Origin of the sequence: Nocardioides sp. Leaf374 (genome assembly GCF_916862475.1) — a bacterium.
GTDB classification, from domain to species: domain Bacteria; phylum Actinomycetota; class Actinomycetes; order Propionibacteriales; family Nocardioidaceae; genus Nocardioides; species Nocardioides kribbensis.
This window is the reverse complement of the sequence record NZ_CAKASO010000011.1, coordinates 1-24,096: the sequence shown is the minus strand read 5'-3', so window position 1 is coordinate 24,096 and position 24,096 is coordinate 1. Positions and strand designations below refer to the sequence as shown.

The window sequence follows — 24,096 nt, the reverse complement described above, 5'->3', positions numbered from 1 at the left end:
AGGTTGTGGAACTTGTGGTCACGTCGCGGTGAGCGCGCCCGGACCGGCTCGACGCCGCCGTCGTCCGGTCCCTCGCCCGCGCCGTCGCCCGGGGCCACGACCGAGCGCGAGCCCTCGTCGCGCCGCCACCTCAGCCTGGCCGGGCAGTTCCTGATCCTCCAGCTGGTGGTGCTGCTGCTCGTCGTGCTGGTGACCAGCGTGGTGTCGGTGCGCCAGAGCGACGCCGACTTCCGCGACACCCGGGGCGCCCGGCTGCGCGCCGCCGCCGACAGCCTGGCCAACACCCCGGCGGTGCAGCTGGGCCTGCTCGGCACGGACGACGCGCGCTCGCTGGCCTTCTACACCCAGCAGCGGCAGAACGACGTGGGCGCCAGCACCGTCTACCTCACCTCCCCCGACGGCACGGCCTTCGTCGCCACCGACCCGACCCGCGAGGGTGAGCAGGTGCAGCTGGGCCCCGACGCCGCGCAGGGACGCACCTGGACCGGCGACATCGTCGACCGGGGCAACCGGGTCATCGCCGCGCAGGTGCCGGTCTACGCCGGTGCCCGCGCCGCGACGCCGGGCCGGGCGGGCCGGCCCCCGCGCGTGGTGGGGCTGGTGGTCGTCACCGAGGACTACCCGCCCATCACCGAGCGGCTGCGCCAGACCACGGCCGACCTGCTGGTGGTGCTGCTGAGCGGGCTGGCCCTCGGCCTGGCCGGCTCCTGGCTGCTGGCGCGCCTGATCAAGCGGCGTACGCGGGGCCTGGAGCCGGCGGAGATCTCCGCACTCGCCGACCAGCGCGAGGCGCTGCTGACCTCGATCCGCGAGGGGGTCGTGGCGGTCAACGTCGACGGCGTCGTCACGGTGGTCAGCGACAGCGCGCGCGAGCTGCTCGGCCTGCCGCCCGGCACGCAGGGCCGCGCCCTGGCCGACCTGCCGGTCAGCGACGCCGTGCGCGACCTGCTGCTGGCCCCCGACGACCTGCGCGACGGCGTGCTCGTCGTCGCGGGCCGGGTGCTGGTGACCAACCGCAACCAGGTCACCGCCGGCGGGCGCCGCATCGGCACCATCACCACCCTGCGCGACCGCACCGAGCTGCTCGCGATGCAGAGCGAGCTCACCGCCCGCGAGAGCGTCACCGAGACCCTGCGCGCGCAGACCCACGAGTTCAGCAACCAGCTGCACACCATCTCCGGGCTGCTCCAGCTCGAGGAGTACGACGAGCTCCAGGGCTTCCTCGGCACCCTCAACCGGCGTCGCGCCGAGATCACCGACCACGTGCTGGCGCGCGTGGACGACCCGGCGGTCTCCGCACTGCTCATCGCCAAGACCACCCTGGCCGCGGAGCGGCGCGTCGAGCTGCTGCTGCGCGACGACACCTCGCTCCCCCGGCTCGACCCCGAGCTGTCGGCCGACGTCGGCACCGTGCTGGGCAACCTGGTCGACAACGCCGTCGACGCGGTCGTGGCCGGGGGCGCGGGCGGCGGCGCGGGCGGCGCGGGCCGGGTCGACGTGCGCCTGGTGCGCGAGGACGACGGCACCGTGGTGGTGCAGGTCGCCGACACCGGACCCGGGGTGCCCGAGGACCGGCGCGAGGCCGTCTTCCGCCGCGGGGTGACCACCAAGCCCGGTGACGCGAGCGGGCGCGGGGTGGGTCTGGCGCTGGTGCAGGTGGTGTGCGAGCGGCGCGGCGGGTCGGTCTCGGTGCACAATGCCGAGGGCGCCGTCTTCACCGCGCGCCTGCCCGCCCCCACCGAGCCGATCCCACCGACCCCAGGACCGTGACCCCAGCGCCGTGACCGAGCCGACCGACCTGACCGTGCTGGTCGTCGACGACGACTTCATGGTCGCCTCGATCCACACCCGCTTCGTCGAGCGCGCCGAGGGCTTCCGGGTCGTGGGCGTCGCCGCGACCGGCGAGACCGCGCTGGCCGAGATCGAGCGGCTCTCCCCCGACCTGGTGCTGCTCGACGTGCACCTGCCCGACCTCAGCGGCATCGAGGTGCTGCGCCGGCTGCGGGGTGCCGGCAACGACGTCGGCGTCGTCATGGTCACCGCGGCCCGCGAGGCCGACACCGTGCGCGCAGCGGTCGCCGGCGGCGCGGCGCACTACCTGGTCAAGCCCTTCGAGGCCGACGACCTGCACTGGCGCCTCGAGGCCTTCCGCGCCTCCCGCGCCGCCCTCGCCGGCTCGGCCACGCCGGGCCAGGACGACATCGACGCCGCCTTCGCCCCCCTCAACCGCGGCCGCGAGGTGCTGCCCAAGGGCCTGAGCCGCGAGACCGCCGACACCGTGCTCGCCGCCCTCGACGACGGTGTGGAGCGCTCGGCCGCGGAGTGCGCGGAGGCGGTCGGCATCTCCCGCGTCAGCGCCCGGCGCTACCTCGAGCACTTCGTCGCCCAGGGACGCCTCGCCGTGCGGCTGCAGTACGGCGGCTCTGGGCGCCCCGAGCGCCGCTACCGCCGCGCCTGACGCGGCGGGGTCCGACGACGCGCCCGCCGCGGACGTCATACGCACCGTGGATGCGCATCCACCCCCCGCATGACGTCCCGCACCCGCCGCCACCCGAGCGACGCCCCCGCACCGGACGTCATACGCACCGTGGATGCGCATCCACCGCTCGTATGACGTCCCTCGCCACCACGCCACCACGCCGCCACGCCGCCACGCCGCCACACGTCCCGCTCCCGCCGCGGCCCGACCCGGCCGCGGACGCACCCGGCCCCGAGGAGCAGCTGCTCCTCGGGGCCGGGTGGCGGTGTGCGGGTCGCGCCCGTGCGGTCAGTCCTCGACGGTGAAGGTGTCCTGGGCGGTCTTGCCCGTGGCGCCGAGGGCGCCGCGGTCCTGGCCGTCGACGGCGACCTCGACGGAGCCGTCGGAGGACTGCACGCGCACCGGCTGGGAGACCTTGTCGATGACCTTGACCTGGCCGAAGGTCAGCGTGCCCTTGAAGACCAGCTCGTTGTCGCCGTCGCGCACCCACACCGTGGCGCCGCCGCCGGCGGCGGTGAGGGTGACCGGCACGCGGGCGCCGGCCGAGGACTGCACGGCGGCCGGCAGGTTCGGGGCCGGGTCGCGCAGGTCGACCGGCTGGTCCATGACCAGCCGCGCGACCGACCAGCAGAGCACGAGCGCCATGACCGCGGCGATCATGATCGACCAGTTGGGGCCGCCGCGGGTGCCGCGGATCGCCCCGCCCGCCCCGAGCTCGGCCTCGAAGACGCGGCGCGGGTTGATCGGGGCGTCGGCGTACCTCGCGTCGTAGTCGGCGAGCAGCGGCGCCACGTCGACGCCGAGCACGCGGGCGAGGGTGCGCAGGTGGCCGCGGGCGTAGAAGTCGCCGCCGCAGGGGGCGAAGTCGTCGACCTCGATGGACTCGATGACGTGCGGGCGGATGCGGGTGCGCTCGGCCAGCTGGTCGACGCTGAGGCCCAGGCGGGTCCGGGCCGCGGCCAGCTCGGGGCCGATCACGGGGTCCTCCGCCGGCTCGGCGCCGAGGTCGTCGATGACGATGGGGGCCACGGCGTCGCCGGCGGTGGCGATCGGGCTGACCCGGTCGCCCCACACCACGGTGTCCTCGACCAGGCTCACGCTGCCGCTGCGGCGCAGCTCGCGCGCCTCGGGGAGGCCGCGGCGGGCGTGGTCGTCGGACTCGTCGTCGGCGAGGTCGAGGGCGTTGGCGCCGTGCACCAGGTCGGTGCGGATCTCGCTGCGCACCGCCACGACGGGCTCGCGCAGCGGGCTCGGCGTCGCGCTCGGGGTGACCTCGGGGCGCCCCATGACGGGCGCGCCCACGGGCGAGCCCGGGCCGCGCACGGCGCCGGTCCCGGCGGGGGCGTCGTGGGAGGAGTCGCCGTCGGCGGGGTCGCCGTCAGTGGCCCGCTCACGGCGCCAGGGCAGCCGCGAGGCCAGGTCGCCGATGGCCTGGGCGAGCGCGGGACGGGGGTCGTGGGAGCGACCCGCGTCCTCCTCGGCCTCCTCGTGGGCGAGACGGTCACCGTCACTGGAGGCGTACGCCGCAGCGCTCGCACCCACCGCGGGGCGCACGGCCGTGTCGTCGGCTCCGGCGGGCGGCGCGGTGGCTGCGGGGACCTCGTCGGTCCCGGCCGCCGGGGGCTGCTCGGTGGTGACCCGCTGGGCCACCGCGCGCTCGGCTTCGGCGTCGGCCTCGGCGGCCTCGGCGGCCTCGGCGGCCTCGGCGGCCTCGGCGGCCTCGGCGGCCTCGGCGGCCTCGGCGGCCTCGGCGGCGTCGGCGTAACCGGTGGGCCCGGTCGCCGGGTCGCTGTCGTGGACGGCGGCCCAGGCCTCGTCGTCGAGGTACTCGTAGCCCTCGATCTCGACCACCTCGACGGCACCGCCCGCGAGGGCGTCGAGGGCGTCGACGACGGTGGCGCCGGGCTCGACGCCGACCACGCGGGTCGAGACCGACAGCGGCACCGAGATCGGGTCGTCGTCACCGGCCAGGACGTCGATGGCCCCGTCGCGCACGACGCGGCGGCGCGGGAGCACCTCGACGGCCTCGATCTGGGTCCAGGGCAGGCCGCGCCAGGTGCGGCCGGTGCGCAGGCGCACCCCGAGGTCGTCGGCGACGAAGAGCGGGGTGCGGGCGTCGCGCAGGACCAGGGCGTGGCCGACGGCCACGAGGGCCATCACGACGCAGAGCACCCAGTCGAGCGCCGCGCCCGTCGCGGTGGCGCGGGCGAGGTAGGCCGCGGCCACGAGGGCGGCGACGCCCCCGATGGCGCCGGCCAGCACGCCGTTGCGGCGTACCTCCACCGTGCGCGGCGCGGCGCCGTGCCCGTCGGCGGCCAGGCTCTCGGTGGCGCCCTCGGCGGGCTCGGTCAGGTCGGTGCGGATGTCGTTCACATCTCCCCCTGCAGGGTCGCGATGACGCCGTCGATCTCGTCGGGCTTGACCAGCACGTCGCGGGCCTTGGAGCCCTCGCTGGGTCCGACGACGCCACGGCTCTCCATGATGTCCATCAAGCGGCCCGCCTTGGCGAAGCCGACACGCAGCTTGCGTTGCAGCATCGAGGTCGACCCGAACTGCGTGGACACGACGAGCTCGATGGCCTGGATGACCAGGTCCATGTCGTCGCCGATGTCGTCGTCGAGCTCGCGCTTGCTGGCCGCGGGGGCGGTGACGTCCTCGCGGTAGGTCGGCTCGAGCTGCTCCTTGCAGTGCTTGACCACCTGGGCGATCTCGGCCTCGGTGACCCACGACCCCTGCACGCGCACGGCCTTCGAGGAGCCCATGGGCAGGAAGAGGCCGTCGCCCTGGCCGACCAGCTTCTCGGCGCCCGGCTGGTCGAGGATGACCCGGCTGTCGGCGAGCGAGGAGGTGGCGAAGGCCAGGCGCGAGGGCACGTTGGCCTTGATCAGGCCGGTGACCACGTCGACCGAGGGCCGCTGCGTCGCGAGCACCAGGTGGATGCCTGCCGCGCGGGCCAGCTGGGTGATGCGCACGACCGCGTCCTCGACGTCGCGCGGGGCGACCATCATCAGGTCGGCCAGCTCGTCGACGATGACCAGCAGGTAGGGGTAGGGCGAGAGCTGGCGCTCGGACCCGAGCGGCACCTCGACCTTGCCCGCCCTGACGGCCTTGTTGAAGTCGTCGATGTGGCGGAAGCCGAAGTTGGCCAGGTCGTCGTAGCGCATGTCCATCTCGCGCACGACCCAGGCCAGCGCCTCGGCGGCCTTCTTGGGGTTGGTGATGATCGGGGTGATCAGGTGCGGCACGCCCTCGTAGGCGTTGAGCTCGACCCGCTTGGGGTCGACCATGATCATCCGCACCTCGTCGGGCGTGGAGCGCATGAGGATCGAGGTGATCATCGAGTTGATGAACGACGACTTGCCCGAGCCGGTGGCGCCCGCGACGAGCAGGTGCGGCATCTTGGCGAGGTTGGCGACCACGAAGCCGCCCTCCACGTCCTTGCCGAGCCCGGCGATCATCGGGTGGTGGTCGGAGCGCGCCGTCGTGGAGCGCAGCACGTCGCCGAGGGAGACGATCTCCTTATCGACGTTGGGGATCTCGATGCCGATCGCCGACTTGCCGGGGATCGGGCTGAGGATCCGCACGTCGGCCGAGGCGACGGCGTAGGCGATGTTCTTGCTCAGCGCGGTGACCTTCTCCACCTTCACCGCGGGGCCGAGCTCGACCTCGTAGCGGGTGACGGTCGGGCCGCGGGTGTAGCCGGTGACCTGGGCGTCGATGTTGAACTCGTCCATGACCTGCATGAGGCGGTCGACGACCGCGTCGCTGGCCTTGGAGCGGGCCTTGTGCACCGAGCCGGGCTTGAGCACCTCGCCGGCGGGCAGGTGGTAGGTGACGTCGCCGGAGAGCGCGAGCTGCTCCACGCGAGCCGGCAGCGGCGTGTGCGGCGGCGGGACCAGCTCCTCCTTGGCCTCCGGCTCGTCGTCCTCGCCGAGGTCGGGGAGGTCGGGGGCGACCGGGCGCCGCGCCGACGGCTTCGCCGCCGGGGTACGCGGCTCGGGGGCGAAGAGGTCGACACCGGCGTCCGTGGCGACCTCCTGCTCCATGGCGACCTCGATGGGGTCCTTGCGGCGCCGCTTCTTCAGCTCGCGGTCGCTGAGCACCGGGCTGTCGTAGGCCGGGTCGCCCATCTCGGGGTCGATCTCGTCCTCGGCGTCGTGGCGCCCGCGGCGCGAGCGGGTGGCCCGGGTGTCGTCGTCGTCCTCGTAGAGGTCGCGGCCCAGGGCGCGGTCGCGCAGGTCGGCGAGCTTGACCGGCACCTGGTAGAGCGGGGTGGCGGTGACGACCAGCAGGCCGAAGACGGCGAGCAGCACGAGCAGCGGCACGACGACGTACTCCTCGCGGAGCAGGTCGAGCAGCAGCGAGGAGACGACGTAGCCGATCGCGCCGCCGCCCTCCTGCAGCGGGCCGGCGTCGCCGCGCACGGGCTGCGGGCTGCCACCGGCGATGTGCACGATGCCGAGCACACCGAGGGCCAGCGAGCTCCAGCCGATGACCTGACGACCGGCCGGGCCGTTGCCGACCGGGTCGCGCATGGTGCGCCAGCCGACGACCACCAGGGCCAGCGGCACCAGCCAGCCGACCTTGCCGACGGAGCCGGTGACCGCGGTGCGGGTGATCTCCATGGCGCTGCCACCGAGCTGGAACCACACGGCGGCGGCGGCGACGACCGCGAGGGCGAGGACGAAGAGGCCCGCACCGTCGCGACGGTGCTCGGGGTCGAGCTCGCGGGCGCCGTGCCCGATGCCGCGGGCCAGGGCGCCCACGCCGTGGGCCACGGCGAGCCAGGTGGCGACCACGCCGCGCAGGACCGCGTCGAACAGGCGCGCGACCGGGCCGCGACCGGTGCGCACGGCGCGCGGCGCCGGACGCGCGGCGGGGCGCTTGGTCGCGGGCCGCTTGGTCGTCGAGCGACCACCCGTCCGGCTCGCCGGACGGGCTGCGGTCTTCTTCTTGGGCGCAGGCCGCTTGCCGGTGGCCTTGCTGCGCGCGGTCGAGGTGGTCGGGGTACTCCGTGGTCGGGCGCTCGAGCCGTTGCGGGACGTCGTGGGGGACGTCGACGTGGACGTGCTCGTGCTCCGCGACCCCGGCGGGGAAGACGTACGGGTCGCCATGCTGGTTAACCTAGAGGAACGCCACTCCAGTCACAGGGACCACAGGAAGCGTGTCGCGCCCCAGCCGTCACCACTCCCCCACCGGGGTGGGCGGACCCCGGTGGACCGGCGGTGGTGGCACGGCGCGCATCCCGCGCCGGGCGGGCCTCAGGCGGGCAGCAGGCCGGCGGCCTCGAGGCCGGCGCGCAGCGCGGCGACCTCGGTGTCGTCGAGCTCCAGCAGCGGCGAGCGGACCCGGCGGTTGTCGAGCACGCCGAGCAGCTCGAGGCTCGCCTTGGCCGTGGTGGCGCCGTAGTTGGCCACCCCCATGACGGCCTCGATCGCCGGGAGCATCCGGGTGTAGATCTCGAGGGCCTCACCGACACGGCCCGCGCGGTGCGCGTCGTGCATGGCGCGCAGCTGGTCGCCGGCGACGTGGCCCACGACCGAGACGAAGCCGACCGCGCCGTGGGCCAGCCAGCCGAGGTTGGCGATGTCGTCGCCGGAGTAGAGCGCCAGGCCGAGCTGGCTGATCCGCACGCCGCGGGCCAGGTCGCCCACCGCGTCCTTGACCGCGAGCACCTGCTCCCAGCGGGCGACCTCGGCGTAGGACTCCAGGCTGAGCTGGGTGCCGGTGCGGCCCGGCACGTCGTAGAGCATCACCGGCACGTCGCTGGCCCCGACGACCTGGCGGAAGTGGTGCAGCACCCCGGCCTGGCCGGGCTTGTTGTAGTAGGGCGTCACCAGCAGCAGCCCGTCGGCGCCGGCCTGCGCCGCCTGCTTGGCCAGGCCGATGGAGGTGCGGGTGTCGTTGGTGCCGACACCGGCCACCAGGACGATGTCGGGGCCGACGGCGTCGCGCACGGCGGCGAGGACCTCGCCGTCCTCGGCCGGGGTGGTGGTCGGCGACTCGCCGGTGGTGCCCGAGACGACGAGGCCGTCGTGGCCGTGGGCGACGAGGTGGCGGGCGATGCGCTGGGTGCTCTCGAGGTCGAGCGACCCGTCGGGGGCGAAGGCGGTGGCCATCGCGGTCAGCACGGTGCCGAAGGGTGCCGTCGGGGCCCCGGGAGTCGCCTCAGCAGTCATGGCGGCAGGCTATCCCGCCCGGTCGCCGCGTCGCGGGACCGGTCACGCCGCACGGCCGGCGGGCAGGTGCGGCGCCACCTCGGCGGCCACGAGGCGCAGGTGGTCGAGGTCGTGCAGGTCGAGCACCTGGAGGTAGAGCCGCTGGCAGCCCTCCGCGGCGTAGGCGCCGATCCGGTCGAGGACCTCCGCCGGGGTGCCGGCCAGGCCGTGGGCACGCAGGTCGTCGACGTCGCGCCCGATCGCCCCGGCCCGGCGGGCCACCTCCGCCTCGTCGGCGCCGACGCACAGCACGAGGGCGTTCGACCACGTCATCGAGGCGGGGTCGCGGTCGGCGGCCTCGCAGGCCCGGGCGACGCGGGCGCTCTGCTCGCGGGTCGTGGCGGTGTCGACGAAGGGCAGGTTGAACTCGTCGGCGAAGCGCGCCGCGAGCTCCGGCGTACGCCGCTTGCCGAGGCCGCCGATGATCACCGGGGGCGGGGTCTGCACCGGCTTGGGCAGGCCCGGGGAGTCGCGCACGACGTGGTGGCGCCCCTCGAAGGTGAAGCCGCCCCGGGTCGCCCACAGCCCGGTGACGATCTCCAGCTGCTCCTCGAAGCGGTCGAAGCGCTCCCCCACCGACGGGAACGGGATGGCGTACTTCTCGTGCTCGGCGGCGAACCACCCGGCGCCGATCCCGAGCTCGACGCGCCCACCGCTCATCTGGTCGACCTGGGCCACCTGCACCGCCAACGGCCCGGGGTGGCGGAAGGTCGCGCTGGTCATCAGCGTGCCGAGGCGGATCGTGCTGGTCTCGCGGGCCAGCCCGGCCAGGGTGGTCCAGGCGTCGGTCGGCCCGGGCAGGCCGTCGCCGCTCATCGCGAGGTAGTGGTCGGAGCGGAAGAAGGCGTCGAAGCCGAGGGTCTCGGCCTCGCGGGCCACCGCGAGCAGGTCGTCGTAGGTGGCGCCCTGCTGGGGCTCGGTGAACACGCGCAGATCCATGCCGCCATGCTGCCAGCAGCCCGGCGCGGCGCAACCCCGCCGGAGGGTCGCGGACCTGCGAGGATGACGCCTCCGACCACGCGGGAGGCGACGGTGGAGGCCACAGACGAGACGGCGCGCACGGTCACCGGCGACCTGCGCCCGGTCTACCAGATCATGCGACGGCTCAACCTGGGCGGCGACGTCGCCTCGGTGCTCGACGCCGTGGCCGAGGGCGCGGCGGCCACGGTCGGCTTCGCGGTGGCGGCGATCAGCTACCTGCGCGAGGACGCCACCCTGGAGATCGTCAGCGTCGCGGGCAGCGCCGAGGCGCGTGAGCAGCTCGTCGGCACCCGGGTGCCGCTTGCGCTCATGGAGGAGGAGCTGGCGCTCGCCGACGCGTGGGGCTCGCTGCTCTTCATCCCCGCCGAGCGGCTGGCCGACCTGCCGACCGACGGCTGGATCCCTGTCTCCGACACGGCGGTCCCCCGTGACGAGACGGCCCCCGACGACCCCGACCGGTGGCGGCCGGAGGACACGCTGCGCGCACCGCTGCGCTCCCCCGAGGGCGAGCTGCTCGGCCTGCTCTCGGTCGACCTGCCCCTCGACGGCCGCCGCCCCGACGCCGCGCGGCGCGAGCAGCTGGAGATGTACGCCGACCTGGCCGGCATCGCCCTCGGCAACGCCCGGCGCGCCGTCGACCTGGCCGAGCAGGTGCGCCTGGGCGCGGCGGTCGACGCGATCAACAGCGAGGCCGGGGCCAGCCTCGACGCCGCGCAGGTGGTGGACCGCGCGACGACCTCGATCGCCGCCGCGCTGCGCTCGGACTGGGTGCGGGTGAGGGTCGTCGGCGCCAGCGCGCTGCCGGGCGCCGACCACGGGGCGCGCTTCCCCACCGGCCACGCGGAGACCCCCGCCCCGGTCGTGGCCTGGGCGGCCCGCGAGGCCTGCGACCACTGGGCCGCCGGCACGGTGTCGCTCACCTCGGTGAGCGCCGACGGCACCTCGCTGACCACCCACACCCTCCACCTCGACACCGCGACCCGCCGCCCGGTCGCCGGCGGGGCCGCGGGCTGGGTCAGCCAACCGCTGAGCCCACGGTCCGACATCGGCGACGAGGCCGAGCGCGCCGCCGTGCTGGCCCACCTGCACGGCAACGACCTGAGCAGCATGCTGATGGCGCCGATGGGCGCCGGCACCGACTGCTTCGGCTACGTCGTGCTCGCACGGCGCGACGGACCTGGCAGCGGCGGCGGGGCGGGGGCCGGCGCAGGGGGCGGGGCCGGGGGCGGCAGCGTGCCCGGCGACGGGTCCGGTCAGGGTCCCGCCGACGGGGCGGGCAGCGGCGCGGAGACCGCCGCCGCGGGCTGGACGACCCACGAGGTGCGCGCGGCCAGCCAGGTCGCCCGCCACCTCGGCCAGGCGGTGCTCAACGCCCGGCTGCTCGAGCGCGAGCACGTGCTCGTCGAGCAGCTCGAGGCCCTCGACGTCTACAAGAACGACTTGATCTCCACCGTCTCCCACGAGCTGCGCACCCCGCTGACCTCCATCCAGGGTCACCTGGAGCTGATCGAGGACGACCCGGCCGCTGCGCCCGCGGCCAGCTTCCAGGTGGTGCGCCGCAACCTCGACCGCGTGCTCTCCCTCATCGACGACCTGCTGACCCTCAAGCGCCTCACCGACCGCGAGGCCACCTCCGAGGCCGCGATCGTCGACCTCCACCAGCTCGCCGTCGACGCCGTGGCCGCCTTCCGGCTCCACGCCCAGGAGGACGGCGTGCGGCTCGTGCTCCAGCCCCACGGCGGGCCGCTGCTCATCAGCGGCGACCACGACGAGCTCGAGCGGGTGGCGCTCAACCTCGTCGGCAACGCCGTCAAGTACACCCCCGCCGGCGGCGAGGTCAGCGTCTCGGTCGAGCGCAGCGAGCGGTTCGTGCGCTTCGTGTGCCGCGACACCGGCCTGGGCATCAGCAAGCCCGACCAGGAGGAGCTGTTCACCGAGTTCTTCCGCTCCACCAACCCCGAGGCGCTCGCCCGCCCCGGCACCGGCCTGGGGCTGAGCATCGTGCGGCGCATCGTCCAGCGCCACGGCGGCTCGATCCGCCTGGAGTCCGAGCTCGGCGAGGGCAGCACCTTCACCGTGCGGCTGCCGCTGAGCCGCCTCTGAGGCTCGGCCGGCCGCCCCCACCCCGGACGTCATGCGAGAGGTGGATGCGCATCCACCCTCCGCATGACGTCCCACCCCACCCGCCGGACCAGCCACCCGCCCCACCCCGGACGTCATACGAGACGTGGATGCGCACCCACCCTCCGCATGACGTCCCCGCGCGTACGACGCCCCCGCCGGCCCCGTGACCCGCCCCGCGGCGGCCGGGCCGAGCGTCAGCGGCGTACCCAGCGCACGACGTCGAAGCCGTCGTGCGGCTCGCGGGAGGCCCCGTGCCAGAGCGCGAGGTCGATCGCGGGATAGGTGGTGTCGCCCGCGGGCTCGAGGTGCACCTCGCTGATGACCTGCTCGTCGGCCAGGCCCGCGCCGTCGGCGCCGACGGCGGCCAGCACGGCGGCGTAGACCGCGGCGCCGCCGGCGACCCTCACCTCCGCGCCCTCGGGCTGGTCGTCGGCCAGGGCGAGCGCGGCGTCGAGGTCGTGGGCGACGAGCACCCCCGGGGCCGACCAGGCGGGGTCGCGGGTGAGCACGACGGTGGTGCGCCCGGGCAGCGGACGACCGATGGAGTCGTAGGTCGCGCGCCCCATGAGCAGCGTGTGGCCGAGGGTGAGCGCCTTGAAGTGCGCGAAGTCGGCGGGCAGGTGCCACGGGATCGCCCCGTCGGCGCCGATGACGCCGTTGCGCGCCACCGCGGCGACGAGCAGCACCCGCCGCCCGCCGGGGGTCATACGGCGATGGGCGCCTTGATGCCCGGGTGGGGGTCGTAGCCCTCGACGGCGACGTGCTCGAGCTCGAAGGAGCCGAGGTCGGTGACGCTGGGGTCGAGCCACAGCGTCGGCAGCGGTCGCGGCTCGCGGGTCAGCTGGAGACGCGCCTGGTCGAGGTGGTTGGAGTAGAGGTGGGCGTCGCCGAGGGTGTGCACGAAGTCGCCGACGGCCAGGCCCGTGACCTGGGCGACCATGTGGGTCAGCAGCGCGTAGGAGGCGATGTTGAAGGGCACGCCGAGGAAGACGTCGGCGGAGCGCTGGTAGAGCTGGCAGGACAGCCGCGCGGGCCCGCCGTCGACCGCGGGGGCGACATAGAACTGGAAGAGCGCGTGGCAGGGCGCCAGCGCCATCGACGGGATGTCGGCGACGTTCCACGCCGAGACGAGGTGACGGCGCGAGTCGGGGTCGCGACGGATCTGCTCGACGACCTCGGCGAGCTGGTCGACGTGGCGGCCGTCGGGGGTGGGCCAGGAGCGCCACTGCGCGCCGTAGACCGGGCCGAGGTCGCCGTGCTCGTCGGCCCACTCGTCCCAGATGCTCACCCCGCGCTCCTGGAGCCAGGTGACGTTGGTGTCGCCGCGCAGGAACCACAGCAGCTCGGCGAAGACCGAGCGGGTGTGGATGCGCTTGGTCGTCACCAGCGGGAAGCCGGCGGAGAGGTCGAAGCGCATCTGGTGGCCGAAGACCGAGCGCGTGCCGGTGCCGGTGCGGTCGCCCTTGGCCACGCCCTCGTCGAGGATCCGCCGGACGAGGTCGAGGTAGGCCTGCACGAGCGCGACCCTACCGGCGCGGCCCGGCGGGCAGCCGGACCTGCCCGGCCACCGTCGTGGCGGTGTCGCCGCCGACCCACACGACCGGCTCGCCGTCGGGGCCGGCCTGGGTGCTGACGTGCACACGCCCGCGCCGCCCGAGCACCGTGCCCTGCGAGGCGACGTACGCCGAGGGCAGCCGGTCGCCCGCGAGCCACTGGGCCAGGCCGGCGTTGAGGCTGCCGGTGACCGGGTCCTCGCCGACCCCGAGGCTGGGCACGAAGGCCCGCACCTCGACGTCGGCGTCGCTGGTGCCGGCGGGGTGGACGCCGACGACGCCGAGCTTGAGGTCGCCGAAGGCCGCGAGGTCGGGCTCCAGCGACAGGACCACGGCGGCGTCGGCGAGCAGCACGCCGAGCCAGCCGGGGCCGTTGTCGACCCAGGCCGCGTCGAGCACCTCGACTCCCGAGCCACCTCGGGGCCCGCCTCCGGGCCCGGCGCCGAGCACGCGGCGCACGTGGGCGAGGTCGGCCTCGTCGACCGGGCCGGAGCGCACCAGCGGCGGCGCGGCGAAGGCGAGCCGCTCGCCGCGGCGCAGCCGCACCAGCCCGGCGCCGCACTCCTGCACCACGACCCCGTCGGCGGCCGGCTCGCCACCGGCCTCGAGCCAGGCGTGGGCCGAGCCCAGGGTGGGGTGCCCGGCGAAGGGGAGCTCGCGACCGGGGGTGAAGATGCGCAGGCGGTAGTCGGCGCCGGGTGTCGTCGGCGGCAGCAGGAAGGTCGTCTCCGACAGGTTGGTCCACCGGGCGAAGGCGGCCATGTCGGCCTCGTCGAGGCCCTCGGCGTCGTGCACCACCGCCACGGGGTTGCCGCGCAGCGGCTCGGCGCTGAACACGTCGACCTGGCTGAAGCGACGCCCGACCACCGCGCCGGGCACCGGCGCCCCGCTCACGGGTGCAGCGACATGGGGCCGTAGACGCGGCGCTCGCCCTCGAAGAGCACGACGGCGTCGACGCCCTCGGCGGCGAGGTCGCCGAAGCACTCCCCCACCCACGACTCGGCGTCGGCCTGGTTGGCGAAGCGCTCGCCGGAGAGGTCGGCGCCCACGCTCACCTCCTGGCCGGAGGCGTCCTCGAGGCGCCACCACCAGGGCAGCTCGGCGGGGGTGGGCTGGCGGAAGGTCGGGGGCTGGTCGGGCAGGTTCACGCGGATCACGTCCTGACGGAGGGGGCGACGAAGGGCGGGCGGACGACCTGGAAGACCTCGCGCCGCCCGCGCACGTCGACGCCGACCTCGGCGTCGTCGGCCACGAAGCTGGGCAGCAGCGCGAGGCCGATGCCCTTGCGCAGGGTCGGGGAGAAGGTGCCGGAGGTGATCTCCCCCAGCAGCACGTCGGGGGTCAGCGAGACCGTCATGTGGGGGCGCGGGATGCCGCGGCCGGTGGCCACCAGCCCCTGGAGGCGGCGGCGGGGCCCGGCGGCACGCTCGGCGGTGAGCACCTCCTTGCCCCAGAAGGCGTCCTTGCCCCACCCCACGGCCCAGCCGAGCCGGGCCTGGTTGGGGGTGACGTCGAGGGAGATGTCCTGCCCGTGCAGCGGGTAGCCCATCTCGGTGCGCAGGGTGTCGCGCGCGCCCAGGCCGCAGGCGAGCAGGCCCAGCGGCTCCCCCGCGGCGACCAGCGCGTCCCACAGGCCCAGCGCCGCGGCGACGGGGGCGACCAGCTCGTAGCCGCGCTCTCCGGTGTAGCCGGTGCGGCACACGACCACGTCGTGGGTCAGGCCCTGCGCGGCGTACGGCGCGACGGCGAAGCTCATGTAGTCGTGGCCCACCGGCAGCCCGACGGCCGCGAGCAGGTCGTCGCTGCGCGGGCCCTGCACCGCGAGCACGACGTGGTCGCGGTGCTCGTCGGTCACGCTCACCCCCGCCGGCGCGGCCGCGGTGAGCCGGCGCACGACCTCGGCGGTGTTGGCGGCGTTGGGCACGAGCAGCACGTGCTCCTCGTCGTGGAGGTAGGCGATGAGGTCGTCGACGATGCCGCCGGTCTCCTCGTCGCAGCACAGCGTGTACTGCGCCTGGCCCGGGCCGATGCGGCGCAGGTCGTTGGAGAGCGTCGCGTCGACGAAGTCGGCCGCGCCGGGACCGGTCACGCTGGCCTTGCCGAGGTGGCTGACGTCGAAGAGGCCGACCGCCTCGCGCACGGCCGTGTGCTCCTTGACCACGCCCGAGGGGTACTCCAACGGCATCGACCAGCCGCCGAACTCCGCCAGCTTGGCGCCCAGCGCGACGTGGCGCTCGTGCAGCGGCGAGCGGACCAGCCCCTGCGCGTCGGGCGGCGTGACGCCACCGTCTGGGTCGCGGGAGGGGTCGCGGGAGGGGTCGGGTGCACGGTCCTCGGCCATGGCCTCAACCTAGCGTGAGGCGCCGACGGTTAACCTGCCCCGGTGACGACGTACTCCTTGCGCAACGCCAACCCCGCCAAGACCAAGGCCGACGCCGTGGTGGTGGGGGTCGTGAGCAGCGGCGACGGGGTCGTGCTGGCCCCGGGCGCGGAGGCGGTGGGTGAGGCCTACGGCCGCAAGCTGCGCCCGCTGCTGGCGATGCTGGCGCTGACGGGCAAGGTCGGCGAGACGACCCGCGTGCCCACCGGGGGCGTCATCGCCTCCCCCACCCTCGTGCTCGTCGGGCTCGGCGCCGAGGCCACGCCGGAGACCGTGCGCCGCGGCGCCGGCGCCGCGGCCCGTGCCGTCACCAACGCCGCGAGCGTCGCGCTCGCGCTGCCCGCCGACTCCGCCGCGCTGGTCCGCTCGGTCACCGAGGGGTGGGCGCTGGGCGGCTACCGCTTCACCGCCTACCAGCGCGACACCGCGACGACCACCACGGTCGCCGAGGTCGCCGTGCTGTCGCCGGTCGCGCGCCGCGCCGAGGCCACCACCGCCTTCGAGGAGGCCCAGGTCGTCGCCGCGGCCGTCGCCACCACCCGCGACTGGGTCAACACCCCGCCCGGCGACCTGACCCCGCCGGCCTTCGCCGACGCCGTCGTGGCCGCGGTCAAGGACAACGCCAAGCAGGTCGCACGCGGCCACAAGGTCACCGCCACCGTGCACGACGAGGCCGCGCTGGCCGACCTCGGCTGCGGCGGCATCCTCGGCGTCGGCGCCGGGTCGAGCGCCCCGCCGCGCCTGGTCGAGCTCACCTACGCCCCCAAGGGCGCCACCCGCCACCTCGCGCTGGTCGGCAAGGGCATCACCTTCGACTCCGGCGGTCTGACCATCAAGCCGGCCGCCTCGATGAGCGAGATGAAGTCCGACATGGCCGGCGCCGCCGCGGTCGTGCAGGCCACGCTGGCGATCGCCCGGCTCGGTCTGCCGGTCAAGGTCAGCACCTTCGTGCCCATGGCCGAGAACATGGTCTCCGGCAGCGCCACCCGCCCCGGCGACGTGCTGCGCATCTACGGCGGCACCACGGTGGAGATCTCCAACACCGACGCCGAGGGCCGCCTCGTGCTGGCCGACGCCCTCGTGCGGGCCACCGAGACCGAGCCCGACGTCGTGCTCGACGTCGCCACGCTGACCGGTCACATGGTCGTCGCCCTCGGCGACAAGGTGGCCGGCGTGATGGGCACCCGCTCGGTCGTCGACGACGTGCTCGCCGCCTCCGAGGTCGCCGGCGAGGCGCACTGGCCGATGCCGATCCCCGAGCAGATGGGCGAGCGGATCCGCTCGAGCAAGGTCGCCGACCTGGCCCAGCACGACTGGGTGCGCTGGGGCGGCGGCCTCTTCGCCGCGGCCTTCCTGCGCGAGTTCACCGCCGGGCTCCCGTGGGCCCACCTCGACATCGCCGGGCCGTCCTTCGGCTCCGGCGCCTCGGGGCACGTGACCGCCGGCGGCACCGGCTTCGCCGTCGCGACGCTCGTCGACTACGCCCGGGCCTTCGCCGTCGCGGAGTAGTCCCGGCGCGACGGCGAAGGGCGGGCCCGACGGGGCCCGCCCCGCCGCGGCGGGCTAGAGGCCCTGCTGCTTGCGCTGGGCCTTCATCCGGGAGTTGTAGTCGCGCATGCGCTGCGGCACGCCGACCACGGCCGCGTCGTAGGACGGCACCTGGTGGCGGTTGCAGAACGCGTGCGCCCACTCCACCGACGGCACCCGCCGCCGCGTCCACTCCCCGTCGTGCGCCACGAGCAGCAGGGTGACGTCGGAGACCGCCGTGCGGGGCTCGACGAAGCCCTCCACGCCGTGGCGCTCGCCGACCCAGGACTGCAGGTGCTCCTGGTCGACGGAGTCCGAGGCGCGCACGCGCGTCGAGCCCGTGCGGAAGCCGTCACGGGCCGGCTTGCGCATCTTCGTCGCGCTGCTTCGTCGGAATCGGTCGAGGAACGCCATGCCCCTAGTCTGCCCGCCCCGCCGAAGGCCGGTGTGGACACACCCTGAAGAAGTGCAAAGATGGGTCCGCGCTCACGAGGCGCACCCCTGCTCACGGCACACGGAAGGACCACGGTGGCCGGCCCCGCTCACGACACCGACTTCGACGTTCTCATCCTCGGTGCGGGCTCGGGGGGCTACGCCTGTGCCCTGCGCGCCGCGCAGCTCGGCCTGCGCGTCGCCCTGGTCGAGAAGGACCGACTGGGCGGCACCTGCCTCCACGTCGGCTGCATCCCCACCAAGGCCCTCCTGCACGCGGCCGAGGTCGCCGACGCCGCCCGCGAGTCGGAGCGCTTCGGCGTGCTCGCCTCCTTCGAGGGCATCGACATGGCCGGCGTCAACTCCTACAAGGACGGCGTCGTCGCGCGGCTCTTCAAGGGGCTCACCGGCCTCGTCGGCTCGCGCGGCGTCACCGTCATCGAGGGCCAGGGCCGCCTCACCGGGCCCCACGAGGTCACGGTCGACGGCACGGCCCACACCGCCCGCCACGTCGTCCTCGCCTCCGGCTCCACCCCGCGCAGCCTGCCCGGGCTCGACGTCGACGGCGAGCGGGTGCTCACCTCCGAGCACGCCCTGCGCCTCGAGCGCGTGCCCGCCTCCGTGGTGGTGCTCGGCGGCGGCGTGATCGGCTCGGAGTTCGCATCGGTCTGGCGCAGCTTCGGCGCCGAGGTCACCGTGGTCGAGGCCCTCCCGCGCCTGGTCGCGGCCGAGGACGAGGCCTGCTCCAAGGTGCTCGAGCGCGCCTTCCGCAAGCGCGGCATCACCGTGCGCACCTCCACCCGCTTCGCGTCGGTCTCCCGCACCGAGAAGGGTGTCGCGGTCACCGTCGACACCGCCCAGGGCGAGCAGGAGGTCGTCGAGGCCGAGCTGCTCCTGGTGGCCGTGGGCCGCGGCCCCGTCACCGAGGGCCTGGGCTACGACGAGCAGGGCGTCGCCATGGAGCGCGGCTTCGTCACCACCGACGAGCGCTGCCGCACCTCGGTGCCCGGCGTCTGGGCCGTGGGCGACATCGTGCCCGGCCTCCAGCTGGCCCACCGCGGCTTCGCGCAGGGCATCTTCGTCGCCGAGGAGATCGCCGGGCTGGAGCCCGCCCCGATCGACGAGACGGGCATCCCGCGGGTGACCTACTCCCACCCCGAGGTCGCCTCGGTCGGGCTCGACGAGAAGGCCGCGGTCGCGGCGTACGGCGCCGACGCGGTGCAGAGCCTGACCTACGACCTGGGCGGCAACGGCAAGAGCCAGATCCTGCAGACCCAGGGCTTCGTCAAGCTGGTCCGCCGCGTCGACGGCCCCGTCGTCGGTGTCCACCTGGTGGGCGACCGCGTCGGGGAGCTCATCGGCGAGGCGCAGCTGATCTACAACTGGGAGGGACACGCCGAGGACGTCGCCCCGCTGCTCCACGCTCACCCCACCCAGAACGAGGCCCTCGGCGAGGCCCACATGGCGCTCGCCGGGAAGCCGCTGCACGCGCATTCCTAGGCTGGCCCCGGCGGCCCCGCGCGCCACCCCTGCTCCAGCCCCGCTCCACCCGCCCCACCACAGACGCACAGCCCCACACCACACGAAGAACGCGAGCGAAGGAACTCACATTGGCCACCGAAGTCAACCTCCCCGCCCTGGGTGAGTCCGTCACCGAGGGCACCGTCACCCGCTGGCTGAAGGCCGTGGGCGACACCGTCGCGGTCGACGAGCCGCTGCTGGAGGTCTCCACCGACAAGGTCGACACCGAGATCCCCTCCCCGGTCGCCGGCACCCTCCTCGAGATCAAGGCCGAGGAGGACGACACCGTCGAGGTGGGCGCCGTCCTGGCCCTCGTCGGCGACGAGAGCGAGGCCGGCGGTGACGGTGGCGGCGGCGCCAACGCTCCCGAGGCCTCCGAGGCCACCGAGTCCGCGACCCCCGAGGCCCAGCCGGCCGACGAGGGCGAGGCCGAGAAGAAGGCCGAGCAGGAGCAGCAGATCGTCGAGGAGAAGGGCTCGCTGCCCGCCGGCGACGAGACCCCCGAGTCGGAGAAGTCCGGCCCCGCCGGCGGCTCCGGCGGCGGCTCGGGCACCTCGGTGACCCTGCCCGCGCTGGGCGAGTCGGTCACCGAGGGCACCGTGACCCGCTGGCTGAAGTCGGTCGGTGACGAGGTCGCCGTCGACGAGCCTCTCCTCGAGGTCTCCACCGACAAGGTCGACACCGAGATCCCCTCCCCGGTCGCCGGCACGCTGCTGGCGATCAAGGTCGACGAGGACGAGACCGTCGAGGTCGGCGCCGAGCTGGCCGTCATCGGCGACAAGGGCGCCTCGGTCGAGGAGCCCACCGACTCCGCCGCGCCCGAGGCCCAGCCCAAGGACGACGCCGAGGCCGAGAAGAAGGCCGAGCAGGAGGAGCGGATCGTCGAGGAGAAGGGCTCGCTGCCCGCCGGCGACGAGACCCCGGAGAAGGAGAAGTCCGACTCCCCCGCCGCGGCCGCCCCCGCCGCCTCGCCCGAGCCCGCCGAGGCCACCACCCCGGCCGCCGAGAAGGCCCCGGCGCCCAGCGCGCAGTCGCCCTCCACCGGCGAGTCCGGCTCCTCGTCGAGCAACGACGCCGCCGGCTACGTCACCCCGCTGGTGCGCAAGCTGGCCAACCAGCACGACGTCGACCTCTCCACCGTCACCGGCACCGGCGTCGGCGGTCGCATCCGCAAGCAGGACGTGCTCGAGGCCGCCAAGGCCAAGGAGGCGCCGGCCCCGGCCGCCGCTCCTGCGGCCGCCGCCCCGGCCGCGGCGCCCGCCGCGTCGGGTGCCTCGGCGCCCTCGACCACCCCGTCGCCGCTGCGCGGCACCACGGAGAAGGTCAGCCGCCTGCGCAGGATCATCTCCGAGCGCATGGTCGACTCGCTGCACACCGCGGCGCAGCTGACCCAGGTCGTCGAGGTCGACGTCACCAACATCGCGCGGCTGCGCGAGGCGAAGAAGGCCGACTTCCTCTCCCGCGAGGGCGTCAAGCTGTCCTACCTGCCGTTCTTCGCCAAGGCCTCGATCGACGCGCTCAAGCAGCACCCCAAGCTCAACGCGACGATCGACATCGACGCCGGCGAGATCACCTACTACGACCGGGAGAACGTCGCCTTCGCCGTCGACACCGACAAGGGCCTGCTGACCCCGGTCGTCAAGGACGCCGGCGATCTGTCGATCGCCGGTCTGGCCAAGAAGATCGCCGACGTCGCGCAGCGCACCCGCACCAACAAGATCGGTCCCGACGAGCTGTCGGGCGGCACCTTCACGATCACCAACCTGGGCAGCGTCGGGGCCCTGTGGGACACCCCGATCATCAACCGCCCCCAGGTCGCCATCCTCGGCCCCGGTGCCGTCGTCAAGCGCCCGGTCGTCATCGACGACGCCAACCTCGGCGAGACCATCGCCGTGCGCCACATGGTCTACCTCGCGCTGACCTACGACCACCGCCTGGTCGACGGCGCCGACGCCGGCCGCTTCCTCCAGGACGTCAAGGCGCGCCTCGAGGCCGGCCAGTTCGAGGTCTGACGCTCCACCGCACCACGGTGGTCGGGCCGGGAGCGCCAGCGACCGTCTCGACAACACCACCGCACCACCCGACGGCGCGAGGTCACCGACCTCGCGCCGTCGGCGCGTCCACGGCCCGCCTGGTCCGGCGGCAACGCCCGACCGGCCGCGCAGGTGCGGCCCCGAAGGGGGAGCCGGGGTTTCCCGGTGGGTGACAGGGTGGGGCCATGTCCCTGAACGTCGTCATCGCCGGCTCGTCCGGATTCCTCGGCTCCCACCTCGTGGGTGCCCTGCGCGGGCGCGGCCACACCGTCACCGCGCTGACCCGCCGCCCCGCGAAGGGCCCGTCGGAGTCGACCTGGGACCCCTACGCCGGGGCCGTCGACCGCATGCTCGTGCAGTCGGCCGACGTGGTGGTCAACCTGGCCGGCGCCCCGACCGCCGGCAACCCCCACTCCAAGACCTGGGCCCGTGAGCTGCGCGAGAGCCGCGTGACGACCACCCGACTGCTGGCGGAGGTGATCGCGGAGGCCGAGCGCCCTCCGGCGTACCTCGCGGGCAGCGGGATCTCCTACTACGGCGACCACGGTGACGCCCTGCTCACCGAGTCGGCCGACAGCCGCGGCCACGCGCTGCTCACCGACGTCACCCGGGAGTGGCAGGCGGCGGCCGACGCGGCCGTCGACGCCGGCGCCCGGGTGTGCGTGCTGCGCACCGCTCCGGTGATGGACGCCGCCGCTCCCCCGCTCAAGCAGCTGCGCCTGGTCTTCAAGCTCGGGCTCGGCGCCAAGCTCGGCGACGGCAGCCAGCACATGGCGATGATCTCGCTGCGCGACTGGGTCGACGCCACCGTCCACCTCGCCGAGCACGAGTCGGCCTCGGGTCCCTTCAACCTGTGCTGCGTGACCACGCCGACCAACGCGGAGTTCACGAAGGCCCTCGCCGCCGGGGTCAGGCGGCCCGCGGTCGCCTTCGTGCCCGCCCCGCTGCTGCGCACCGCCGCCGGCGCGATGGGCCCGGAGCTCCTCGGCTCGCTCAACGTCACCCCGAAGGCGCTGCTCGACTCCGGCTACACCTTCCACGACCCCGACGTCGAGGCCGTGGTCCGCAGCGGCCTGAGCTGACCGCCGCCCGCGGCGGCTCGGGCCGGGTCTGTCGGTGCGGACGGTCGGGCCAGGCGGGCGCCGCTCAGGCCGGCACGACCTCGGCGACGAGCCAGCCACCCCGCTCACGGACCAGGGTGACCTCGCGGGCGGTCGCCCGGTCGCGCGGCAGCCGTACGTCGACCCCGCGCCCCACCGCCCGTGCACCGACCAGCCGGTCGACCACCCGCAGCCGCAGCCGGGCTGCGGGCCGTCCGGTCCCGTCAGCGGCTACGCCGGCGCCGAGCACCTCCACCGCGACCAGCCGCGTGGCCATGCCCCGCACCCGCAGCCCCCGCGCCGTCCAGGCGCTCAGCATCGCGACGTCGTGGCGTGCGGCGGCCGACCCGTCGACGTAGAGCGACGCCAGCCGCTCCGGGTCGGCCCGCGACCACGCCGCCGCCCGCTGCCGGTCCCACCGCGCCACCACGCGCGCCGCCCGGCGCTCCTCGGCCGACCACCGCTCGGCGGCCCCCGCTCGCGGCTCGGGGCGCTCGGCCACCGCCCCGGCCCCACCGCTCGGGTGGCCACCACCCGCGGTCACGGGCCCACCGTCGGCGCTCGAGGGGGGTGGGGCGTCGAGCGCCTCGAGGCCTCCGGCCACCGCGGCCGCGGGCCGCAGCTCCGGGCCGGGCCCTCCTCCCCGCAGGACGACGCCGCACAGCACGACGGCGGAGGTGACGACGACGGCGGTCAGCAGCAGGCGCGGCATGGGTCCCCCCTACCCACCTGGCGACCACCGCCCGCCGGCCGTCCACAGGCGGGACCCTCCTGTGCACGGGCCGGGGCCGGGGCGCAGGGCCGCGAGTAGCATCGGAGCCATGGCGAGCAGCGGGAGAGACCTCGACGTACGCACGGTGGGCCTCGGCGCGCAGGCCGTGGACTACCTCGCCGCGTGGGACCTCCAGCGTGAGGTGCACGCCCAGGTCGTGGCGGGCGAAGCGCCCGACACGGTGCTGCTGCTGGAGCACCCGCCGACCTTCACCGCGGGCAAGCGCACCGACCCCCACGAGCGCCCCGCCGACCCGGGCGGCGCGCCCGTGCTCGACGTCGACCGCGGCGGCAAGATCACCTACCACGGGCCGGGCCAGCTGGTGGCGTACCCGATCGTCCGCCTGCCCGACCACGTGCTCGTGGTCGACTTCGTGCGCCGCATGGAGGAGGCGATGATCGCGACCTGCGCGGCCTTCGGGGTCACCACCGCCCGGGTGCCCGGCCGCAGCGGCGTGTGGCTGCGCGCCGACTCCACCGGCTCCGGCACGCGCCCCGAGCGCAAGGTCGGCGCGATCGGCATCCGCGTCAGCCGCGGTGTGACCATGCACGGGATCTCGCTCAACTGCGACGTCGACCTGGGCTGGTACGACCGCTTCGTGCCCTGCGGCATCGCCGACGCCGGCGTCACGTCGCTGAGCCAGGAGGCCGGCCGCGACGTCACCGTCGCGGAGGTCCTGCCGGTGCTCACCGAGCACCTGCGCGCGCTGCTGGCGTGGGCCGACTACACCCCCACCCCCGACTACGAGCCCCGCCCCGAGCCCGGCCGCGCCCCCCGCATCGAGATCCTCGCCCCCGCCTCCTCCCGCTGACCGCGCCGCTCCGGCGCTCCTCGCCGCGGCGGGCCCGGACGTCATACGCACCGTGGATGCGCATCCACCCCTCGCATGACGTCCCACCCCACGCCCAGCACTGGCCGCCACTCACCCCCCCCCCCCCCCCCCCCCCCCCCCCCCCACCCCCCCCCCCCACAAACC

The 24,096-nt window shown here is 75.1% G+C and carries 19 protein-coding genes; 8 read left to right on the top strand and 11 right to left on the bottom strand.

Annotated elements, in window-relative coordinates; all coding sequences use genetic code 11:
• Positions 1-12 precede the first annotated feature (12 nt).
• Both LPA27_RS07370 and LPA27_RS07365 read left to right on the top strand, forming a co-directional pair.
• Positions 13-1,770: a sensor histidine kinase gene (locus LPA27_RS07370; protein WP_228942035.1), complete on the top strand. Its 1,758-nt coding sequence runs from the start codon at positions 13-15 to the stop codon at positions 1,768-1,770.
• Between the two features lie 10 nt (positions 1,771-1,780).
• Positions 1,781-2,458, top strand: coding sequence for a response regulator (locus LPA27_RS07365; RefSeq protein WP_228942034.1), 678 nt, complete (start codon positions 1,781-1,783; stop codon positions 2,456-2,458).
• Positions 2,459-2,767: 309 nt separating this feature from the next.
• Here LPA27_RS07365 and LPA27_RS07360 read toward each other — a convergent pair whose 3' ends face one another.
• The 4 genes from LPA27_RS07360 to LPA27_RS07345 form a co-directional block, all read right to left on the bottom strand.
• Complete coding sequence (locus tag LPA27_RS07360) at positions 2,768-4,852, bottom strand: helix-turn-helix domain-containing protein (RefSeq protein WP_228942033.1); 2,085 nt, start codon at positions 4,850-4,852, stop codon at positions 2,768-2,770.
• On the bottom strand, positions 4,849-7,593 hold the full coding sequence (locus tag LPA27_RS07355; RefSeq protein ID WP_228942032.1) for an FtsK/SpoIIIE family DNA translocase: 2,745 nt from the start codon (positions 7,591-7,593) through the stop codon (positions 4,849-4,851). The genes LPA27_RS07360 and LPA27_RS07355 overlap by 4 nt, the downstream gene beginning before the upstream one ends.
• A gap of 147 nt (positions 7,594-7,740) precedes the next feature.
• Positions 7,741-8,658, bottom strand: coding sequence for a 4-hydroxy-tetrahydrodipicolinate synthase (dapA, locus tag LPA27_RS07350; RefSeq protein ID WP_056904411.1), 918 nt, complete (start codon positions 8,656-8,658; stop codon positions 7,741-7,743).
• A 42-nt stretch (positions 8,659-8,700) separates the two neighbouring features.
• On the bottom strand, positions 8,701-9,636 hold the full coding sequence (locus LPA27_RS07345; protein WP_228942031.1) for an LLM class F420-dependent oxidoreductase: 936 nt from the start codon (positions 9,634-9,636) through the stop codon (positions 8,701-8,703).
• Between the two features lie 93 nt (positions 9,637-9,729).
• Between LPA27_RS07345 and LPA27_RS07340 the strand changes: the two genes are divergently transcribed.
• Positions 9,730-11,781, top strand: a complete 2,052-nt coding sequence (locus tag LPA27_RS07340) for an ATP-binding protein (RefSeq protein WP_228942030.1) — start codon at positions 9,730-9,732, stop codon at positions 11,779-11,781.
• A gap of 215 nt (positions 11,782-11,996) precedes the next feature.
• Here the strand turns inward: LPA27_RS07340 and LPA27_RS07335 are convergent, their stop codons facing one another.
• From LPA27_RS07335 to gcvT, 5 genes are read right to left on the bottom strand one after another with little or no spacing between them, the layout of a single operon-like run.
• Entirely contained in the window at positions 11,997-12,509 is a 513-nt protein-coding gene (locus LPA27_RS07335) for a dihydrofolate reductase (protein WP_228942029.1), read from the bottom strand.
• The gene (locus LPA27_RS07330; RefSeq protein WP_056862697.1) at positions 12,506-13,318 is read right to left on the bottom strand and encodes a thymidylate synthase; all 813 of its coding nucleotides are present in this window, start codon (positions 13,316-13,318) and stop codon (positions 12,506-12,508) included. The genes LPA27_RS07335 and LPA27_RS07330 overlap by 4 nt, the downstream gene beginning before the upstream one ends.
• A gap of 10 nt (positions 13,319-13,328) precedes the next feature.
• Positions 13,329-14,249: a PhzF family phenazine biosynthesis protein gene (locus tag LPA27_RS07325; RefSeq protein ID WP_228942028.1), complete on the bottom strand. Its 921-nt coding sequence runs from the start codon at positions 14,247-14,249 to the stop codon at positions 13,329-13,331.
• The gene (locus LPA27_RS07320) at positions 14,246-14,503 is read right to left on the bottom strand and encodes a hypothetical protein (protein ID WP_228942027.1); all 258 of its coding nucleotides are present in this window, start codon (positions 14,501-14,503) and stop codon (positions 14,246-14,248) included. The genes LPA27_RS07325 and LPA27_RS07320 overlap by 4 nt, the downstream gene beginning before the upstream one ends.
• Before the next feature lie 5 nt (positions 14,504-14,508).
• Positions 14,509-15,696, bottom strand: coding sequence for a glycine cleavage system aminomethyltransferase GcvT (gene gcvT / locus LPA27_RS07315; protein ID WP_228942026.1), 1,188 nt, complete (start codon positions 15,694-15,696; stop codon positions 14,509-14,511).
• A gap of 42 nt (positions 15,697-15,738) precedes the next feature.
• Between gcvT and LPA27_RS07310 the strand changes: the two genes are divergently transcribed.
• The gene (locus LPA27_RS07310; protein ID WP_056862695.1) at positions 15,739-17,244 is read left to right on the top strand and encodes a leucyl aminopeptidase; all 1,506 of its coding nucleotides are present in this window, start codon (positions 15,739-15,741) and stop codon (positions 17,242-17,244) included.
• Positions 17,245-17,298: 54 nt separating this feature from the next.
• Here the strand turns inward: LPA27_RS07310 and LPA27_RS07305 are convergent, their stop codons facing one another.
• Entirely contained in the window at positions 17,299-17,676 is a 378-nt protein-coding gene (locus LPA27_RS07305; RefSeq protein WP_227489137.1) for a hypothetical protein, read from the bottom strand.
• Positions 17,677-17,790: 114 nt separating this feature from the next.
• Here LPA27_RS07305 and lpdA point away from each other — a divergent pair, with 114 nt between their 5' ends.
• The 3 genes from lpdA to LPA27_RS07290 all read left to right on the top strand — a co-directional run bounded on the left by lpdA (position 17,791) and on the right by LPA27_RS07290 (position 22,330).
• Positions 17,791-19,194 carry a dihydrolipoyl dehydrogenase gene (gene lpdA / locus LPA27_RS07300; RefSeq protein WP_228942025.1) on the top strand — a complete coding sequence of 468 codons (1,404 nt, stop codon included), beginning with the start codon at positions 17,791-17,793 and terminating at the stop codon, positions 19,192-19,194.
• Positions 19,195-19,304: 110 nt separating this feature from the next.
• Complete coding sequence (gene sucB / locus LPA27_RS07295; protein ID WP_228942024.1) at positions 19,305-21,227, top strand: 2-oxoglutarate dehydrogenase, E2 component, dihydrolipoamide succinyltransferase; 1,923 nt, start codon at positions 19,305-19,307, stop codon at positions 21,225-21,227.
• Between the two features lie 206 nt (positions 21,228-21,433).
• The gene (locus LPA27_RS07290; protein WP_228942023.1) at positions 21,434-22,330 is read left to right on the top strand and encodes a TIGR01777 family oxidoreductase; all 897 of its coding nucleotides are present in this window, start codon (positions 21,434-21,436) and stop codon (positions 22,328-22,330) included.
• 64 nt (positions 22,331-22,394) lie between these two features.
• Here the strand turns inward: LPA27_RS07290 and LPA27_RS07285 are convergent, their stop codons facing one another.
• Entirely contained in the window at positions 22,395-23,060 is a 666-nt protein-coding gene (locus LPA27_RS07285; protein ID WP_228942022.1) for a hypothetical protein, read from the bottom strand.
• A gap of 109 nt (positions 23,061-23,169) precedes the next feature.
• Here LPA27_RS07285 and lipB point away from each other — a divergent pair, with 109 nt between their 5' ends.
• Positions 23,170-23,931, top strand: a complete 762-nt coding sequence (lipB, locus tag LPA27_RS07280; protein WP_228942021.1) for a lipoyl(octanoyl) transferase LipB — start codon at positions 23,170-23,172, stop codon at positions 23,929-23,931.
• The last annotated feature ends 165 nt before the right edge of the window (positions 23,932-24,096 follow it).

Excerpts from the sequence above, each read along its gene's own strand:
- LPA27_RS07355 (WP_228942032.1), bottom strand. The coding sequence starts at position 7,593 with ATGGCGACCCGTACGTCTTCCCCGCCGGGGTCGCGGAGCACGAGCACG.
- dapA (WP_056904411.1), bottom strand. The coding sequence starts at position 8,658 with ATGACTGCTGAGGCGACTCCCGGGGCCCCGACGGCACCCTTCGGCACC.
- LPA27_RS07345 (WP_228942031.1), bottom strand. The coding sequence starts at position 9,636 with ATGGATCTGCGCGTGTTCACCGAGCCCCAGCAGGGCGCCACCTACGAC.
- LPA27_RS07335 (WP_228942029.1), bottom strand. The coding sequence starts at position 12,509 with ATGACCCCCGGCGGGCGGCGGGTGCTGCTCGTCGCCGCGGTGGCGCGC.
- gcvT (WP_228942026.1), bottom strand. The coding sequence starts at position 15,696 with ATGGCCGAGGACCGTGCACCCGACCCCTCCCGCGACCCCTCCCGCGAC.
- LPA27_RS07305 (WP_227489137.1), bottom strand. The coding sequence starts at position 17,676 with ATGGCGTTCCTCGACCGATTCCGACGAAGCAGCGCGACGAAGATGCGC.
- LPA27_RS07290 (WP_228942023.1), top strand. The coding sequence starts at position 21,434 with ATGTCCCTGAACGTCGTCATCGCCGGCTCGTCCGGATTCCTCGGCTCC.
- LPA27_RS07285 (WP_228942022.1), bottom strand. The coding sequence starts at position 23,060 with ATGCCGCGCCTGCTGCTGACCGCCGTCGTCGTCACCTCCGCCGTCGTG.
- lipB (WP_228942021.1), top strand. The coding sequence starts at position 23,170 with ATGGCGAGCAGCGGGAGAGACCTCGACGTACGCACGGTGGGCCTCGGC.